This window comes from Paenibacillus sp. H1-7 (assembly GCF_022354825.1).
Lineage (GTDB): Bacteria > Bacillota > Bacilli > Paenibacillales > NBRC-103111 > Paenibacillus_S.
This window is the reverse complement of the sequence record NZ_CP031168.1, coordinates 287,417-303,810: the sequence shown is the minus strand read 5'-3', so window position 1 is coordinate 303,810 and position 16,394 is coordinate 287,417. Positions and strand designations below refer to the sequence as shown.

Genomic DNA, 16,394 nt, shown 5'->3' with positions numbered 1-16,394 from the left:
AAAAAAAGCGGCTTGCCGCTACCCTTGCAATTTTTCCAGTAGCGTTATCAGCTTCCGCATCTCCGATTCGTTCAATTTATCCAATTGTTCGGCAATGACCGCCCGGTTCCCCGGCATGAACTCCCACAGCAAGCCCTCTCCTTCCGGCGTCAGCACGATCATTCTTTTGCGCCCGTCTTCCGGATGACTGGTGCATCGAATGTAGCCGTGCTGCTCCAGAGGAACGAGCAGAACGCTAATATTGGCTTTCGTCACGCCGATCCGGCCAGCCAGCATGGAAGGCAATATCGAACCGCCCGCCTTCGCGATTTCTACCAGCATGCGGATTCTCGCTCCGTTTAACCCTTTGGAGCTCCAATATTTCTCCGAGATGCCGATAAGCCGGGCCGTCGTATCTACCAAGGCAAAGAACGTCTGTACTCCAAGCGGCTGTTCGGTCACGTATTTATGAATGTCGGTCATTGTCTTCGTCCCTTTTAGTTAAATACTTAACTATATATACTGTAGCGCAAGAGAGGTTCGGTGTCAACGAATCTTTCGAGAGAAGGACCGCGCCGACTTTATCCTCTCGCCCGCTCCCCTGCCTCAACATATTGCTTATACCATATATTCCACCGGTCTTTACGCGACTCTATCGTCCTGCCGTCCAGCAGCGCCTCGATCACGTCCAGGCACACATGCCAGCCGGCCAAATCTCTCGGCGTATGATCCGTCCATTCCGATATCGTTTCGATCAGAACGAGACGAGTGCCGTCCTGCTCGGGAGACAGCTCGAAACGCACTTTGTCCTTATCCCATGTGTATTCCAATACAGCGTGCAGGACCATATCCAGAATGGTCATGGTTTCGTACGTACCGTTTTGCATGTCGAATAGGATGACTCCGCCTTCACGGAGGCTGTCCACCCGAAGCTCAGGGAACCACGATGCCAGCTTGTCATTCTCCGTCAAATAAGCCCAGACACTGTCTACCGGGTGCTTCAGATGCCTCTCGAACCGGGCGGTGCCGCCGCTGCCTTGCCGTTGTATTTCCGCTATCAAAGCAATTCCTCCTCATTGTAGCGTACGAGTTTTCCCTGCTTATGCCATTCGGCTTAGCCCCATTTTATCATAGCCGGTGGAGGAATAAAAATGAGAGCGCAACATCACAAAACCAGCCCTGTGTTATAACAAATAAGAATCCAAAACAGGGAGATGAAACCATGAAGAAGCTAATGAGTAAATCTGCATTGGTTACAGGAGCAAGCCGCGGAATCGGGCGCAGCATCGCGCTGCGGTTGGCTAAGGACGGCGCCGTTGTTGCAGTCCATTACGGCAGTAACGCTGCTGCCGCAGAAGACACGGTTCGGGAGATCCGAGCCGGAGGAGGGACGGCCTTTGCGGTCGGCGCCGACTTATCATCGGTTGAAGGCATTCACACACTGTTCGAAGCCTTGGATGCATCGCTGCCGGAGCATACCGGAAGCAACCGTCTCGATATCATTGTCAACAATGCCGGGATAGGGCAAACCTTGCCTATAGAGGAGACGACGGAGCAGTCGTTGGACGAGGTCATGAATCTTCATCTCAAAGCGCCGCTCTTTATTATCCAGCAGGCTTTACCGCGCTTGAACGACGAAGGAAGAATCATCAACATCTCATCGGCCGTTACTCGCATCGCCTTCCCCGGCCTGCTGGCTTACAGCGTCTCCAAGGGAGCGGTCAATACGCTGACCCATGTCTTGGCGCAGCAATTGGGAAATCGAAGAATCACGGTTAATGCGATATTACCGGGAATCATCGATACGGAGATGAATGCCGGGATGCTGCAAAACCCGGACGGGCAAAGCTTCGCAGCCGGGCTTTCCACTCTGGGCCGCTGGGGCCAGCCTGAAGATGTCGCGGACATCGCCGCCTTTCTCGCCTCCCCGGACAGCCGCTGGATTACGGGCCAGCTGCTCGATGCAAGCGGGGGATCGCGCTTGTAGATTGAATGCCAGGGCTGCAGCACGGTTTATCCCATTCTAGGGATGTCCCTGCTGCAGTCCTCTTTTTCCTCAGCACACCGCTGCTGCCGACTACCTCTTACTCCCCTCGACTGCGTTCCTTCCCTTTACCAACCAGCCGGTTCCCTTGCAACGTTCGGACTGAGCAGGCCGGAATAAGCTCCCTTGCGGGGCACGTTTGCCGCTATAACCGAATTCCGTTATCCTACTCCTAAGGAGGGATGAACGATGAAAGTGAAGTTTCCTGTAGAGGACTGTCTGCTTAGGGAACGCCTTAACGCCTTTTACGGAATAACCGCCGAGAGCATCTCGTTTATCCCTATGGGGGATTCCGCCTATTCGTACCGCATTCATTGCAAGAACGGGTGCCAGTATTATTTGAAGCTGTTCGATCATGGCAATGAACGGCAGCAGCAAGGGATCGCAAGATTGGACCGCTGCCTTCCGCTTACATGGGAGTTGTACAATATCGGGCTATTTCCAACCGTTGCTTACCCGGTAAAAAATGTGCAGGGCCGATTCCAAACGGCCTTTGACGGCTTCACTGTCGTCATTTTCAACTATATTGAGGGCGAGACACTTGCGGAATCGTATCCTTTTTCCGATGTCATTCTCGAGCAAGTTGCTTCGGCTATGGCGGCAATCCATCGTCTAACCCCTCTCATCGGCACCCGGATGCTGCTGACGGAGGCTTACGACATCTCCTTTGAGAGCCGGCTCACCTCGTATATAGGCGAGCTTGAAGCTGCAGCAACTTTTGACAGCCGTATTAAGCAAACGTTGAAGCAGGAGATTTTGTCCCGAAACGACGAGATTATGCGTTACTTGAACCTTTTAAGAAAGCTTCGCAGAGATGTCCTATCGAATCCTAAAGAAAACGTGCTGTGCCACGGTGATCTTTGGGGAGGCAACCTGATCCGCAGCAGCGGGGGCGAGCTGTATATCATCGACTGGGAATCCGCCATGCTGGCGCCGCCGGAGTACGATTTGTTCAATTATATCGGCGAGGGCTTCGATGTGTTCCTGTCCGCTTACGGACGGTTCCGGGAAACTTCTGCCCCCTTATGCCCCGACCTGCTGCGATTTTTTTCGTATCGTCATCATCTCCGGAATTTGACCCACTGGATCGCTACTATTTTGCATCACAATACAGAAGAAGCCCAGAACGAGAATGACCTGGACATGATTCTGAATCATTGCATGAACCGTTGGGGTCGTATCGAATCGGATGTGGAAAGTGTTATCAATATGCAGGGAAGAAGATAGCCAAAGCATTTCAAAAGGGAAACCGCTTCAAAGCCGATTACAGCTAAATTGGAACAAGGCTTGAATTAGCATAGTCGGACCTTTTCTTATGCTTGGGGAGTAGAGAGGGCAAACGTTGATCTGGATACAAACCGGAATCGGCCGCTCCTCTTCTCCTGGCTTGCCGTAGACTTCAGCGGAAGACGGTTAATTTCGACTAGCTGCTGCGGTTGAATAATAGTCGGGAGACGAGCAGCCTACCAAGTTCAGACCGACGTAGAAGATCATCAATGCTTTTCCGCTTACGCGCTCCTGTACTCCACAGTTTGCCCGACCAATCAGCTCCTTTTTGTGCCGGCTCTTAAGACTTTGGCTGGACACTAGTTCCGTTATTTCATGCTTTTCGGCCGGGTTTTGGGCCCTTACGGACACACGTTCCGTTATTCGGACTAAAATGCCGGAAATTGTTCGCATTTCTCGTTAATAAGGGATCCTCTGTCCGCGAATGCAGCAAAACAGGGGTTTTGTTCACAGATAACGGATCCTGTGTCCGATCTTCATAAGGCTAGACGCTTCTCATCGGCTACCGGTTCACGAACGAACCAATAAAAAAGGGCCGTTACAGCCTGCCCACCGGCAACCTGTCACAGCCCTCAAACCCGCGTCACAGAAGACCTTGTGACCTATTATTCTTTCCCCGTAGCCACCGGATTGTCCGGGTACGACACCCAGTCGCTCCAGCTGCCGGAATACAGCTTCACGTTGTTGAAGCCCGCCGCCTGCAGCGCCAGCACGTTCGGGCAAGCCGTAACGCCCGAGCCGCAATAGACGACGATTTCGTCCGCATCGCGCAATTCGGCGAACCGCTGCTGCAGGCTGGCCGCATCCTTCCAGCCGCCCTGTTCATCCAGGCTATCCTTCCAGAAGTAATTCTTCGCGCTCGGAATATGTCCGGCTACAGGATCGATCGCCTCTTCCAGCCCGAGATACCGGCGCTCCTCGCGGGAATCGATCAGCACCGTCCCCTTGCGTCCGATCCGCGCCTTCACATCCTCCATGCCGACCAGCATGTCTGATTGGGGCTTGGCCGTAAATACAGCCTCATGAACGGCAGCCGGTTCATCCGTAACCGGATAGCCCGCCGCCTTCCACTTGGAGTAGCCGCCGTCCAGAACATAAACCTTCGGATGCCCGAGATAGCGCAGCATCCACCACAAGCGCGAAGCCATGGCTCCCCCTTGATCGTCGTAAGCGACGACAGTCGATTCGCTGCTGATTCCCGCCTCTCCCAGCCTGCGGGCGAACGACTGCCAATCCGGCATTGGATGGCGTCCCCCGTGCGCGCCTTTCGGAGCCGACATGTCCTGCTCCAGATCGAAATAAATAGCGCCCGGAATATGATCCGCCGCATACTCGCCTTGACCCGATTTCGGGCTTCCAAGCGCAAAGCGGCAATCTACAATGACGATATTCTCGTCGGTGCCGTGCTCGAACAACCATTCCTGATTTACAATATGCTGCATCTGCATTCACTTCCTTTGCTGGAATTAATGGCCTTTTCTTATAGTATACAACGGAACGCAGCGCGAGCAAACCGCAGGAATCGATAGCGACAGCCGGTTCGGGTCGACAAACGCCCGGTCTCTGGGTACAATAGGCATGGAAATCAATTGGAAAGAGGTGCTTCTCGATGGAGAATTCATGGGGATTGCGCATCGTCCCTTTAACGGAAGAGCACTGCAAGGAAATTTGCTCGTGGACCTATCCCGTCCCTTATCATATATACAATTGGCCGTCGTGGGAAAAGATGGTGGCGGATCAAGAGGAATTCGCCGACGAAACGCTGCGGGAGCAGCAGTATCGCGCCGTAGTGGACGCCGATGGCGAGATGGTGGGCTTCGCCCAATTCTTCCCTATGACCGGGGTGACGCGTCTAGGCTTGGGCATGCGGCCCGACCTGTGCGGCCAAGGCCTGGGGGTGGAGTTCGTACGGACGATTGCCGCCGAGGCCAAACAAAAAGCACCTTCCAACGAAATCGATTTGGAGGTGCTGGTCTGGAATATTCGTGCTTTCCGCGTGTATCAAAAGGCCGGCTTTGTCCATACCGACACGTATGAGCGTATGACGCCTACAGGCATGGAGACGTTCCACTGCATGGTGTGGAAACGGCTCATGGATAAGGGCCGCAGCTAACGGTCGGTGCGCCGCCGTTCGAAAGCTTCGTCGAACCGTGCAGCCGCTTCGAAATCAAGCGCTGTCAAGCCTCCTGCCCGCCAGGAGGTGAGACGAACTTTGATCAGCTTGTAGTCGATGGCGATCATCGGATGGTGATTCAGCTCCAGCTCGGCGATTCCGGCAATGTCCCGAACAAATTCGATCCCGTCCAAATAGGCGGCAAACCGGTACGATTTCACAATCCATTTGCCGTCTTCCCTGCTCCAGCCCTCCGCATCCTCCAGCTTGCGCGACAGCTCTTCCTCCGTCAGCTTCGTCAACCGGGGTCCCTCCTTAAATCCTTACACCAAATAAACGACGCTGATCAGCGTACCTTCGTGGTGAATGACGATCACGTGCTTTTCCCTGTCGTGTGTGACGGTACAGCCGCCGACGCGCATTTTGGGCTCGCTGCCGAGTCCGTAGAACAGATCGTCAGCCAATGTCTTGATGCATTCCTGACGCTCCTCTGCCTCCAGCTCGTTCCAATCGTCCGGGGTCATATCCAAAAATGTGTAGCATTCGTCGATACTGTGTAAAGCTTGGGTGAAATCGTCAATAATGTCATTATATTCACGGCCGAATTTAATCCCCATGACACCGTCAGTCCTTCCGGATGGAAATGGATGAAATTGCTTATTAAGCATTTTAACCCGAAAAAAGCTTCTCATGCAACCGCTTCGAAATAAAGCATTTGCTTGCAAAATCTGTTACACTGTAAGGATACACACAATAAGTTCGGAGGCGGAACGTTTCCTATGCTGAAGCTGCAAATCCCCAAAAACCGAATGAATTATTTGATCGAACGGATGCAGCATGATTTCGAGCTGGCGGAGCTTACGCAGGGCTGGGAGTATTACCACAAAGGCCGCGTTGCTGGGATCGAGCTGGTTCACGGAGTGGAAATTCATGCGCTCGTCAACGGCACTCGTTCATATGAGGTCATTCTGGATATGGACCGTTTCGAAAAAAGCGAATGCAGCTGTCCGTACGAAGGCTGCTGCAAGCATATGGCTGCCGTCATCTTCACATTATATGCATCGTTCGCACGCCCGGAACTGCTGTTGGCACAGCTGAAGCAGGCCATTATGGTAAAAAACCGCCAGCAGCTGACCCGTACGGGAACCGCCAAGCCGGAGAAAAAGCAGGAGCGGCTGGAAGCGCCGAAGGCCGAGCAGATGCCTTCCGTCTGGCACCGTTTTTTCGATCAGCAGTTTTACGGATATTCCTTATCCCAGCAGCACTCGATCGAGCTGTTCTACAGCACTGCGCAGGAGTCTCTCCTGCCTCTCGCCGATTCGTGGAACGAAGACCTTCGCCCGCTCTTCCAGCTGCACGTGCTGCTGTTCGTCATGCGCAAGATCGAACAGTTTTACTCGGATACGAAGACATCGTACATGTCCTATTATATAGAAACGGGCTGTAAAGCGGTCGCCAAGCAGTGCATGGAGCAATTCAGCGCTTTGGTGCCAAAGCTGCATATGAAGGAGCTGGCCCGGCGCCATACCGCCGCATTGGACGACACGCTCGCGATGCTTGGAGAGGCCGCGCTGAGCGGCAAAGACTCCCCTCTCGATTGGCTGCTGGCCTATCGCAGCATATGGTGGAGGCTGGCGGAGTTTTCCGAGCGTATTGCGAAAGAGAAGAAGCGTCTACAGCTGCTGTCCTCCAAGACGGGGCTTCTCCCGCGACGAAGAGACGCGCTGCTCGTAGCGCAAGCGCATTTCGATGTGATCGAGGGTGAGGACGACCGCGCACGCTCGCTTTTGGAGGAGCTCTCGAAGCGGGAAGCCCGGGATACGTTCTTGTATTTGAACCGGTGCTACGAAGACCAGCAATGGGACCGGATGCTCACCTGGCTGCGCTGGATGCTGCCGGCCATGCAACGGGCGCAGCAGGATGAGCTGCGCACCTTCTGCACGTACTGGATGGAGGCGGTCAGCCGGCAGTCGGACGACGGCGAATGGGTCGAGGTGATGATCGCGCTGCTGCCTCGGACGTACTATTTCTACACCGCCTATTTGCTGAAGGCGAACCGGTTTAAAGCGTGGGTCGATCTGCAGCTGGCCAACCGCGTTTCCCCGGTCAATCTGTATGCGATGGACTTGAAAACCGTCGAAAGCCACGATCCTTCCCTGCTGCTGCCGCTGTACCACCAAGCGGTGGAGAGGTGCATCGAGGAGAAAAACCGCAACGCCTACAAGACGGCGATCAAGCTGCTCAAGAAGCTGCACGCCTATTACAAGAAGCTGAACCGGCTGAACACATGGGAGGAATACGTCTACCGCCTGGCTACGCGGTATTCCCGCCTGCGGGCGCTGCAAGAAGAGCTTCGGAAAGGGAAGTGGATTCCATGATCGACACAACTGCGATTACCGTTCATGCCAAATGGACCGCCCCGGGCCGCTTCTTTCTGTGGGGCACCCGCTACAACGGCGGCATCAGCGATGCCTACGACCTGAAGAGCCTGTTGTTCGCCTGGCACGAACCGTCGTTTTACGGCACGTTCATCGAGGTCGCAGAGTCGATGAACGTGGAGGGGCTGCAGCTGTCCGCGCTCGAAGCGCTGGACTACTTCTGCAGCCCGAGCGCCGTCCAGCACCTGAAGCTGGACTGGAGCGGCGAGCTCCGCGAGCTGATCCGGCTCGCGCCGCACGTCAAGGAGGCGCTCGTGCAGGGCCGCTGCATGCCCGACTTCGCGAAGTGGAAGGCGGGCGAGCTCGGCTGGAAGCTGCAGCTGCCCGAGCACGCGGCAGCCGACGGGCTGTCACCGCTCGCGCAGCAGTGGATGGATAAGCTCATCCCCGAGTGGAGCGAGGAAGACAGCATGCTGGCGCAAAGCATCCGCCAGCTGGAGGCGGCGTATCCGCTGCTCCAGCGGGGGAAGCTGCCGGCCGACCTGTGGATGGACGAGGAAGACTGGCTCGTCTCCATCGGCTGGCAGACCGACGGCACGCCGTTTAGGACGTGCCTGCAGCTGAGCGAGCCGCCGCAAGGCCGCGGCGACATCTGGCCGCTGCGCGTCGTGCTGCAGGACCGCGCCGACAAGACGCTCATGCGCGAAGTCGATCCGCATGCGCTGGCCGCGTTCGCGGTCGGCTCGGGCGCCGAGGCAAGCGACGCAGCACCGCAGGCAGCTGCGGACGCAGCCGGTCCGGCGGCTGCCCAGCACAGCCCGGCGGCTCATGCCGGCGCCGACGCCACGGCGAGCGCGGCCGATGCCGCCGAGCCCCTGCCAGCACCAGCACCGCAAGCATCGCCGGCGCTGGCAGAACTGCCCGATGCGTGGCAGGCTGAGCTGCCCCGCGCGGCGCGCGATCTTGCCAAATGGCAGCGTATCCTGCCATGGCTCGAGCAGAGCTCGGAGCCCGGCGTGCTTCGCTCCGAGCTCTCGCAGGACGAGGCTTGGCAGCTGCTGACCGACGGCAGCCTGCGCCTCATGGAGGCGGGCTATTCGGTCTTCCTGCCCGCCTGGTGGGAGCGGATCCGGCGCTGGCGTCCCCGCCTGAAGGCGAAGATCAAATCGTCGGTCGGCTCCGGACCGCAATCGATGTTCGGGCTCGAACAGCTGATGCAGTTCGACTGGAAAATCGCGCTCGGCGATATCGAGCTGACGGAAGAAGAGTTCCGCGCCCTGCTGGAGGAGAACCGCAAGCTCGTGCAAGTTCGCGGCCAGTGGATCCAGCTCGATCCCGACCAGCTGCTTCAGCTCCAGCAGGTCATGAAGCAGGTGCAGAAGAAGCAGGGACTCTCGCTGCGCGACGTGCTTGAGCTTCATCTCCTCGGCTCATCGGAAGGCGAGGAGGAGCTTGGCTTCCAGCGCTCCCTGCAGATGGAGGTGGAGCTGAACGGCCAGCTTCAAGAGATGGTCGATCTGCTCAACCATGCCAAGCGCCCGCCGCTCGTCGAGCCCCCTGCATCGTTTCGCGGCACGCTGCGTCCTTATCAGATCGAAGGCATATCGTGGCTCTTGTTTTTGCGCCGATTCGGCTTGGGCGGCTGTCTCGCCGACGACATGGGTCTCGGCAAGACGATCCAGATGATTACTTACCTGCTGCATTTGCGTGAGCAGCAGGCGACCGCCGCTAAGGAGACGGGAGCTCCCGCCGCCCCTTCTCTCCTGATTTGCCCTACTTCCGTGCTGGGCAACTGGCAGAAGGAGCTGCAGCGGTTTGCGCCCGAATTGAACGTTCATCTGCATTACGGCCCGGGCCGGGCCAAAGGCGAAGCCTTCAAGGAGACATGCGAAGGCTACGATCTCGTATTGACTACGTACACCTTGTCTCATCTGGACGAAGCGGAGCTTGCCCAGCTCGAATGGAGCTGCATTTGTCTCGATGAGGCTCAAAATATAAAGAATGCTTACACCAAGCAAGCCACGTCCATCCGCGGCCTGAAAGGAAAGCATAAGATCGCCATGACCGGCACGCCGATAGAAAACCGGCTTACCGAGCTGTGGTCGATCTTCGACTTCCTCAATCCCGGATACCTGGGGACGCTGCGCGAATTCTCTCACCGCTTCGTGAGCGCGATCGAGCGGACGAACGATGCCGAGCTCGTGTCCAAGGTACAGCGGCTCATTCGCCCGTTCCTGCTGCGCAGAGTTAAGAAGGACCCTGCCATCCAGCTCGATCTGCCGGATAAGTACGAGTACAAAACCTTCGTCTCCTTGACGGCCGAGCAAGGGACGCTGTACGAAAATTACATTAAAGACATGTTCGACAGGCTGGACCGCCTAAGCGCCATGGAGCGGAGAGGCCTCATCTTGTCCGCCCTGACCAAGCTGAAGCAAATATGCAACCATCCGGCGCTCATGCTGAAGGAGCCCGCAGGCGTCCCTTGGCAGCAGCGCTCCAACAAGGTGGAGCGGCTGCTGGAGATGGTGCAGGAGCTTCGCCAGGAAGGCGACAAGTGCCTGATCTTCACGCAATTTGTGGAAACCGGCCATTTGCTGCAGCGCATTTTGGAGCAGGAGCTGAGCACTGCGGTCATGTTCCTGCACGGCGGAACGCCGAAAGCGGCTCGCGACCGCATGATTACGGAGTTTCAGGACGATTCGCTCCCTCCTGAGCGGCAGCCCGGCATTTTCCTGCTGTCGCTGAAAGCGGGCGGCACGGGGCTTAACCTGACCGCCGCCAACCATGTGTTCCACTTCGACCGCTGGTGGAATCCGGCTGTTGAGAACCAGGCTACCGACCGGGCGTTCCGCATCGGCCAAACCCGGCACGTTCAAGTGCACAAATTCGTTACGCTCGGAACGCTCGAGGAACGAATCGACGATATGATCGAGAAAAAGCAAGGCTTGAGCCAACAAATTGTAGGCAGCGGCGAACAGTGGATTACCGAAATGTCGACCGACGATTTGAAGGAGCTCTTCACGCTGCGCAAAGAGTGGGTGGAGCTGTAACCATAGGTGCGGGCCGCGGGAGGTCCGCTATCCTTTTTTTTGCTGCAAGCGCCTGCCCGGGGCCGGCGAGGTAACCGCCCCTATACGCTGCCTAACGGGAGAAGCTCGGACTCGTTAGGCTTTTTCTTGGAATCGGCCGCCTTAGGATGATATCCGCTTTACCATGAAGGAGGATCAATATGACGGATGAGCCCCGTTACCCGGAGCTGAAGGATAAGCAAGCCCCTTTTGACTATACGCTGTCGGTCATTGGAGGCAAATGGAAAATGAAAATCATGTATCAATTGGCTTGCCAAGGAGTGATGCGGTACGGGGAGCTGAAGCGCGGCATTCCGGGCATCACCCACAAGGTGTTAAGCTCCCAGCTAAGCGAGCTGGAGGGCAGCGGGATCATAAAGCGGCAGGAGTACGAGCAAATTCCTCCCAAGGTGGAATATTCCTTAACCCCGAAAGGCAGAACCTTGATGCCGATATTGAACGGGATGTGCTTGTGGGGATTGGAGCATCAATCATAATCAGCGAGCCTTCCTTAGACCTGCAAATCGAGAAACAAATAATGCGAATCGCCGGCGGGACATGAATAGGTCTGCATGAGTAAGGACGTGTCCAGATCCGTATATACTTGCGACAATATGCCTTGTCTCTGGTTGTTCATCCGCAGCATATTCGGTATGAAGTACGGGCGCCATATCCAATTGGCCCCCTGGTAGCGGGCATCCCGCTTCCACCCCCCATCCGTTTCCCTTATAAAGTTGGAGGAAACCTGACACCCGTCCTCCCGGCATATATAAATTCTCACAACATTCGGCTCGACATTAGCCAGCAGGCTTTCGATCATAGTATCGGCGTCCTGCGCCCCGGACAGATGCACATCGGACGTCACCAGCTCGTTCAAATTGTTCTGCACGGCAAACAGTGCGCGGTATCGCGCCATCTCCTGCTCGGTATACAGCCGGATCTGCTCTTTTAATAAAGGCTCGTATGCCCGCTCCTGCTGAAACTCCGCCCTGGCTTCCGAGAACAGAAAGCCCTGCACATACCTCGCCCCCGCCTTCAGCGCGTGGTACAAATCCTGCTTCGTCTCCACCCCTTCGATCAGCAGGGACGACCCCATTTGCGAGGACAAAATGGAAAAAGAGTTCAGCAGCGCCTTGTACCCGTCGTGCAGCGTGCTTTTTTTCAACAGCTTCAGGTCGATTTTTAATATATTCGGCTTGATGGAAGCAATTCTATCATAATTACTGTACCCGCTCCCAATGTCGTCAATCGCAATAAGGCAGCCATGCTCCCGGTAGACGTCGACGATAGCGGACAATTCGTCCAATCTTCCATGAAACTCTTCCTCCGTCACCTCAATGACGACCCGGCCCGGGTCGAGCCCGTGCTTTTCCACGAACTGCAGCGTCGGCAAAGCCCCGGTTTCCTTATAGACGCGATAAATCCAGGAAGGCTTTAAATTCAAGAAAAGCATAGCCTCGCTGCCCGATTGAGCCATTTGCGAAATGGCTTTTTCCCGCAGAATGCGGTCTACATGGAGATGCTGCTCATCGCTAATTGCAGGATTTTGAAAAAAAGCGCCCAAGCTTCGAGCTTCATTCCCCGTCACACTCCGTCCCAGCGCCTCGTATGCTATGATTTTTTGAGTTTGAAGCGATAAGATAGGCTGAAAATAAGGGGTCAGCTCCCGTTCTTGAACCTGCAATACACGATGCTCCTCTGTCATGCCTGCTTGCCTCCTACCGACCAACGCACGTTAGTTTCGTGATATGTTATCTTACACAATAAATCTTAACGATATTGTAAAGGAGAATGAAGAAACTGGCAAATGGTAATGGAAACTAAAGGATTTTGTCGATTGTTTGTCGAATAATCTACGTTAGAAGGAAAGGACGGTGTATAAATCATCAAAGCATCCCAAAACCGCCTTTTCTGATAATATGACGTCTTCTTTAGCGCTTCGAATGCGCTATCGCCGTACGATGATTTCAAACCGAACGGGAAAGGATGACCGTTATGCTCGACGCGACCGATCTGAAAATACTGGAATGCTTGCTCAACGACGCGCGCCGGGCGCACAAGGAAATCGGGGAACGCGTACATTTAACCGGTCAGGCTGTAGGTTCTCGTATCCGCAAGATGGAGGATGCCGGAATTATTGAAGGGGTTACCGTAACCCTCAATTACGAAAAGCTGGGGCACCATCTCATGGCCCATATCACCGTGACTATAAACGCGGCCGGCTCGGATGCGCAGTTTCAAACATTTTTGCAGGAGCATCCCGATGTACGTGAAGCTTACCGGATCAGCGGCGAAGGCTGCTATATGCTCAGGCTGCTCGCGACGTCAGACACCGAGCTCAATGATTTTCTCGAACAGCTTCAGCAGTACGCCCATTACGAGGTACATCTATGTCTGAATCGGATCAAATGATTCAATATATAACACGGCGGCTGCCTAACGGTACTTCCGTATCCGATGCGGCTAGGATTCTGCACCAGCCCGTTTCCTCCGGAGGCGAACATTCATTTCTCTATAGCTAAGGTGGTACAAATTCTATGAAGGTTACCCGTTCGAACGTTTCGCTCGTTTATGTCATTATCATCATCTTCCTGCTTATGTTTGTGAGCATCTCCAGCTACATAGCCTCTACTAACATGGAAGCGGAAATGAATCGGATTACTAAGGAAGGCATTCCATTATCCACAGCAGCCTCCAATATTCTAGAGGATGTCATCAATCAGGAAACAGGCGTCCGCGGCTATGTGGCGACGAGCGACGCCAAGTATTTGGAGGCTTATGAGCTCGGCAAAACGCAGCTGGTCACCGATCTGGAGCTTCTCGCCGAATACGAGAAAAAATATCCAAGCCTGAGAGGCTTGATGGAAGCGGATATCCTCCCGCAGATCAAACGGCTGCAGGAGCATTACCAAATGCAAATCGACCTGGTGCGGTCCGGCAAGGTGGATGAAGCGAGGGATCGCATTAACAACGGCAAAACGGTGATGGACCGCTTCCGCCAGCTTCATCTGAAGCTTCGCGCCGATATTGATTCTCTGAGCTCGGAGGCGTATGCCGATGCGCAGCGGGCAGGTCATGCCGCCCGGGTCATTATCGCTATCGGAGGGGCCGTAGCCCTCGTTATCGGCGCCTTCTCCGCCTTCATCTTCAATCGCGCGAACCGGGCCGAAGCGGCTCTGCGCCGAAGCGAGGAAACGTACCGCTATATGGCGGAGAGCCTGGAAGCGCAAAACGAAGAGATCATCGCCCAGCAGGAAGAGCAGGAGCAGACGTTGGAGAAGCTGTCGCAGCGTGAGCTGGAGCTGGAAACGGTCACGACGTATCAGGAGAAGCTGTCCGGCGCATTGAATATGCAGCAATTTCTGCAATCGTCTATCCCTGCCCTTCTCAGCTCGCTGCAGATGGATGCCGCCCTTCTTGTGGTCAAATCGCGAATGGACGGCCGTTCGGTTGATGTCGGAGGACTCCCGGACGCTTCTTATATCCCGGAACAGTACGACATTTTATATGCCATCGGCTATCCGAAGCAGCTTCCGTCCCATATCGAGCATGAGCTGTTCGGCCCTGCGCTGCGCGTGTTTACCGAAAAGGCTCCGATCGAGTGCAAGCGCGAGCTGTCTCTTGAAGAATCGGGCGTTCACCAGACGATGTCGCATGCAGTTGATCAATATCATCCGCTGTTCGACGATCGCCAGGAGGTCATCGGCTTCCTACTCTTGACCGGCTACTTGTCGTCGCGAAGCGAACAGACCGCCCGGGCCGGCAAAGGACTCGTTCAGCAATTCGAGCTGGCCTTCCTGGCCCAGCAAATGAACGAAGAGCGCCGCCGTCAATCGGCTTATCTAGAGGAGCTGAACGAGCAGCTCCAGCAGGAGAAAGTACTGATCGAGGAGCAGCGCGATTTGATCGAAAGCATCCTTGAGTCGACTCATGAAGGCATGGTCTTGTGCGACGCATCCGGCAAGCTGTTGTTCGCCAATCACCGGATGGAGGACTTTTTCGCACTGAACGACCATATCGGCGAAAGCTGGATCGATCTGGGCTTCCGGATCGAGAAGTCGACACCTTCCTTCTCCACCGTGAGATTGTCTATCGATCGCCTGCTGAACGGGACGCTCGATAAGCTGACCGAGCGCTTCACGCTGATGGATAACGAGGAGCAGCGGTATATCGAGCTGTACGCCACCAAGGTCGGCGACCGCAAAAAACAGGTGGACCGCGGCTTCCTGTTCGTCTTCCGCGACCGGACTGAAGAAGAAAAAGTCGATGAAATGAAGAACGAATTCATCAGCATCGTCTCCCACGAGCTGCGCACTCCGCTTGCGAGCGTGCTTGGATTTATTGAAATCCTGCTGCACCGCCAGCTGACGCCGGACAAGCAGCAGCGGTACCTGGGGACGATCTACAAGGAAGCGAACCGTCTGTCGACGCTGATCAACGATTTCCTTGATTTGCAGCGGATGGAGTCCGGCAAGCAGGTGTACCATTATGCTCCGGTCGAGCTGACCGGCCTCATCGGGGACATCGTCGAGCAATGGAACGAGAAGCACAGCCACACCATCGAGCTCCAGTCCCCCGGCGGCGAAATTTGGGTTCGCGCCGATGCCGACAGGCTCAAGCAGGTGGCACATAATTTGCTTAGCAACGCGATCAAGTATTCTCCGCAGGCCGACAAGGTGGATGTGGCCATTGAGGTGGAGCATAACGATGTCCGCCTGCTCGTTACGGATTACGGACTTGGAATACCGGAGGAAGCCCGAGGTAAGCTGTTCTCCAAGTTTTACCGCGTCGACAATTCCGACCGCCGCCAAATCGGCGGGACCGGGCTCGGACTCGCCATTGTCAAGGAAATCGTGGATGCCCACCACGGGACCATCTCCTTCGATTCCGTCATGGGCGAAGGTACTACGTTTACCGTTGCAATGAAGACGTATGAACTGCCGTCCGTCGACGGAAGCATCATCATTCTGGAAGACGACGATAATTTGGCCAAGCTGGTTCAAATCGCTCTCGGCAAGCTGGAGATCCCGACCGTTCATCTGCGCTCCGCCGAAGAAGGCATCGTAGCGTTAGCCCGCGTTCGCCAGCAGCCACCGAAGCTGTGCATCGTCGATATTCATCTCGAGGGCTCGAAGAACGGCTGGGATTTCATGGCCGCGCTGTACGATCACCCGGTATTTTTCCGGACACCGGTTATCGTATCGACGGCATTGGAGCCGCCTCTGCATTATCACGAGAAGGATATCGAGAAATTTTTGCGCAAGCCTTTCTCGATGGAGAAGCTGCTGCAGGTAGCCGAACAGCTGCTCTTCCATACTCCGAACTACCCGGCGTACATTTTCCCGGAGCAGGACGAGAATCTTATCACCGCCCCACTGAAGCAAAAGGGGATCGAGGTCAACGAAATTACGCACGATCGGGATACGATTCATGTGGAGCTGAAACGCAAGCCGTCTTCCGACATCCCGAAAGAAGGATGATTACTCCCGGATCGCTCTGCTGCAGGCCAGGATTCAGATCGGGCG

14 protein-coding genes are annotated in these 16,394 nt (G+C 55.4%); 8 read left to right on the top strand and 6 right to left on the bottom strand.

Translation table 11 applies throughout. From position 1 onward, the window contains the following. Positions 1-18: 18 nt before the first annotated feature. Together DVH26_RS01390 and DVH26_RS01385 are read right to left on the bottom strand one after the other, a co-directional pair. Positions 19-462, bottom strand: a complete 444-nt coding sequence (locus tag DVH26_RS01390) for a MarR family winged helix-turn-helix transcriptional regulator (protein ID WP_239630822.1) — start codon at positions 460-462, stop codon at positions 19-21. 98 nt (positions 463-560) lie between these two features. Then, a complete protein-coding gene (locus DVH26_RS01385; RefSeq protein ID WP_239630821.1) occupies positions 561-1,040 on the bottom strand; it encodes an SRPBCC family protein in 480 nt (159 codons plus the stop codon). A 161-nt stretch (positions 1,041-1,201) separates the two neighbouring features. On the opposite strand from DVH26_RS01385, the gene DVH26_RS01380 reads away from it, so the two are divergent. After that, positions 1,202-1,966 (top strand): SDR family oxidoreductase, encoded by a 765-nt coding sequence (locus DVH26_RS01380; RefSeq protein WP_239630820.1) that lies wholly within the window; start codon positions 1,202-1,204, stop codon positions 1,964-1,966. 246 nt (positions 1,967-2,212) lie between these two features. Then, positions 2,213-3,250, top strand: coding sequence for a phosphotransferase enzyme family protein (locus DVH26_RS01375; RefSeq protein WP_239630819.1), 1,038 nt, complete (start codon positions 2,213-2,215; stop codon positions 3,248-3,250). A 665-nt stretch (positions 3,251-3,915) separates the two neighbouring features. Here the strand turns inward: DVH26_RS01375 and DVH26_RS01370 are convergent. Then, positions 3,916-4,752, bottom strand: coding sequence for a sulfurtransferase (locus tag DVH26_RS01370; RefSeq protein ID WP_239630818.1), 837 nt, complete (start codon positions 4,750-4,752; stop codon positions 3,916-3,918). Between the two features lie 167 nt (positions 4,753-4,919). Here DVH26_RS01370 and DVH26_RS01365 point away from each other — a divergent pair, with 167 nt between their 5' ends. Then, entirely contained in the window at positions 4,920-5,423 is a 504-nt protein-coding gene (locus DVH26_RS01365; RefSeq protein WP_239630817.1) for a GNAT family N-acetyltransferase, read from the top strand. Here DVH26_RS01365 and DVH26_RS01360 read toward each other — a convergent pair. After that, a complete protein-coding gene (locus DVH26_RS01360; protein ID WP_239630816.1) occupies positions 5,420-5,725 on the bottom strand; it encodes a 4a-hydroxytetrahydrobiopterin dehydratase in 306 nt (101 codons plus the stop codon). The two genes, DVH26_RS01365 and DVH26_RS01360, sit on opposite strands and share 4 nt — an antisense overlap. A gap of 21 nt (positions 5,726-5,746) precedes the next feature. Continuing rightward, positions 5,747-6,040 carry a hypothetical protein gene (locus DVH26_RS01355; protein WP_239630815.1) on the bottom strand — a complete coding sequence of 98 codons (294 nt, stop codon included), beginning with the start codon at positions 6,038-6,040 and terminating at the stop codon, positions 5,747-5,749. 162 nt (positions 6,041-6,202) lie between these two features. On the opposite strand from DVH26_RS01355, the gene DVH26_RS01350 reads away from it, so the two are divergent. The 3 genes from DVH26_RS01350 (at position 6,203) to DVH26_RS01340 (ending at position 11,366) form a co-directional block, all read left to right on the top strand. Continuing rightward, positions 6,203-7,801: an SWIM zinc finger family protein gene (locus DVH26_RS01350; RefSeq protein ID WP_239630814.1), complete on the top strand. Its 1,599-nt coding sequence runs from the start codon at positions 6,203-6,205 to the stop codon at positions 7,799-7,801. Further along, positions 7,789-10,851, top strand: a complete 3,063-nt coding sequence (locus DVH26_RS01345) for a DEAD/DEAH box helicase (RefSeq protein ID WP_239630813.1) — start codon at positions 7,789-7,791, stop codon at positions 10,849-10,851. Before DVH26_RS01350 ends, DVH26_RS01345 begins: the two co-directional genes overlap by 13 nt. Positions 10,852-11,030: 179 nt before the next feature. Next, positions 11,031-11,366 (top strand): winged helix-turn-helix transcriptional regulator, encoded by a 336-nt coding sequence (locus tag DVH26_RS01340; protein ID WP_239630812.1) that lies wholly within the window; start codon positions 11,031-11,033, stop codon positions 11,364-11,366. 14 nt (positions 11,367-11,380) lie between these two features. Here DVH26_RS01340 and DVH26_RS01335 read toward each other — a convergent pair whose 3' ends face one another. Further along, positions 11,381-12,574, bottom strand: a complete 1,194-nt coding sequence (locus tag DVH26_RS01335; RefSeq protein ID WP_239630811.1) for an EAL domain-containing protein — start codon at positions 12,572-12,574, stop codon at positions 11,381-11,383. A gap of 290 nt (positions 12,575-12,864) precedes the next feature. On the opposite strand from DVH26_RS01335, the gene DVH26_RS01330 reads away from it, so the two are divergent. Then, positions 12,865-13,281 (top strand): Lrp/AsnC family transcriptional regulator, encoded by a 417-nt coding sequence (locus tag DVH26_RS01330; RefSeq protein WP_239630810.1) that lies wholly within the window; start codon positions 12,865-12,867, stop codon positions 13,279-13,281. Between the two features lie 125 nt (positions 13,282-13,406). Beyond that, positions 13,407-16,349: an ATP-binding protein gene (locus DVH26_RS01325; RefSeq protein ID WP_239630809.1), complete on the top strand. Its 2,943-nt coding sequence runs from the start codon at positions 13,407-13,409 to the stop codon at positions 16,347-16,349. Positions 16,350-16,394 lie beyond the last annotated feature (45 nt).

Coding starts and splice junctions, on each gene's coding strand:
- DVH26_RS01390 (WP_239630822.1), bottom strand. CDS start 462: ATGACCGACATTCATAAATACGTGACCGAACAGCCGCTTGGAGTACAG.
- DVH26_RS01380 (WP_239630820.1), top strand. CDS start 1,202: ATGAAGAAGCTAATGAGTAAATCTGCATTGGTTACAGGAGCAAGCCGC.
- DVH26_RS01375 (WP_239630819.1), top strand. CDS start 2,213: ATGAAAGTGAAGTTTCCTGTAGAGGACTGTCTGCTTAGGGAACGCCTT.
- DVH26_RS01370 (WP_239630818.1), bottom strand. CDS start 4,752: ATGCAGCATATTGTAAATCAGGAATGGTTGTTCGAGCACGGCACCGAC.
- DVH26_RS01365 (WP_239630817.1), top strand. CDS start 4,920: ATGGAGAATTCATGGGGATTGCGCATCGTCCCTTTAACGGAAGAGCAC.
- DVH26_RS01355 (WP_239630815.1), bottom strand. CDS start 6,040: ATGGGGATTAAATTCGGCCGTGAATATAATGACATTATTGACGATTTC.
- DVH26_RS01350 (WP_239630814.1), top strand. CDS start 6,203: ATGCTGAAGCTGCAAATCCCCAAAAACCGAATGAATTATTTGATCGAA.
- DVH26_RS01340 (WP_239630812.1), top strand. CDS start 11,031: ATGACGGATGAGCCCCGTTACCCGGAGCTGAAGGATAAGCAAGCCCCT.
- DVH26_RS01335 (WP_239630811.1), bottom strand. CDS start 12,574: ATGACAGAGGAGCATCGTGTATTGCAGGTTCAAGAACGGGAGCTGACC.
- DVH26_RS01330 (WP_239630810.1), top strand. CDS start 12,865: ATGCTCGACGCGACCGATCTGAAAATACTGGAATGCTTGCTCAACGAC.
- DVH26_RS01325 (WP_239630809.1), top strand. CDS start 13,407: ATGAAGGTTACCCGTTCGAACGTTTCGCTCGTTTATGTCATTATCATC.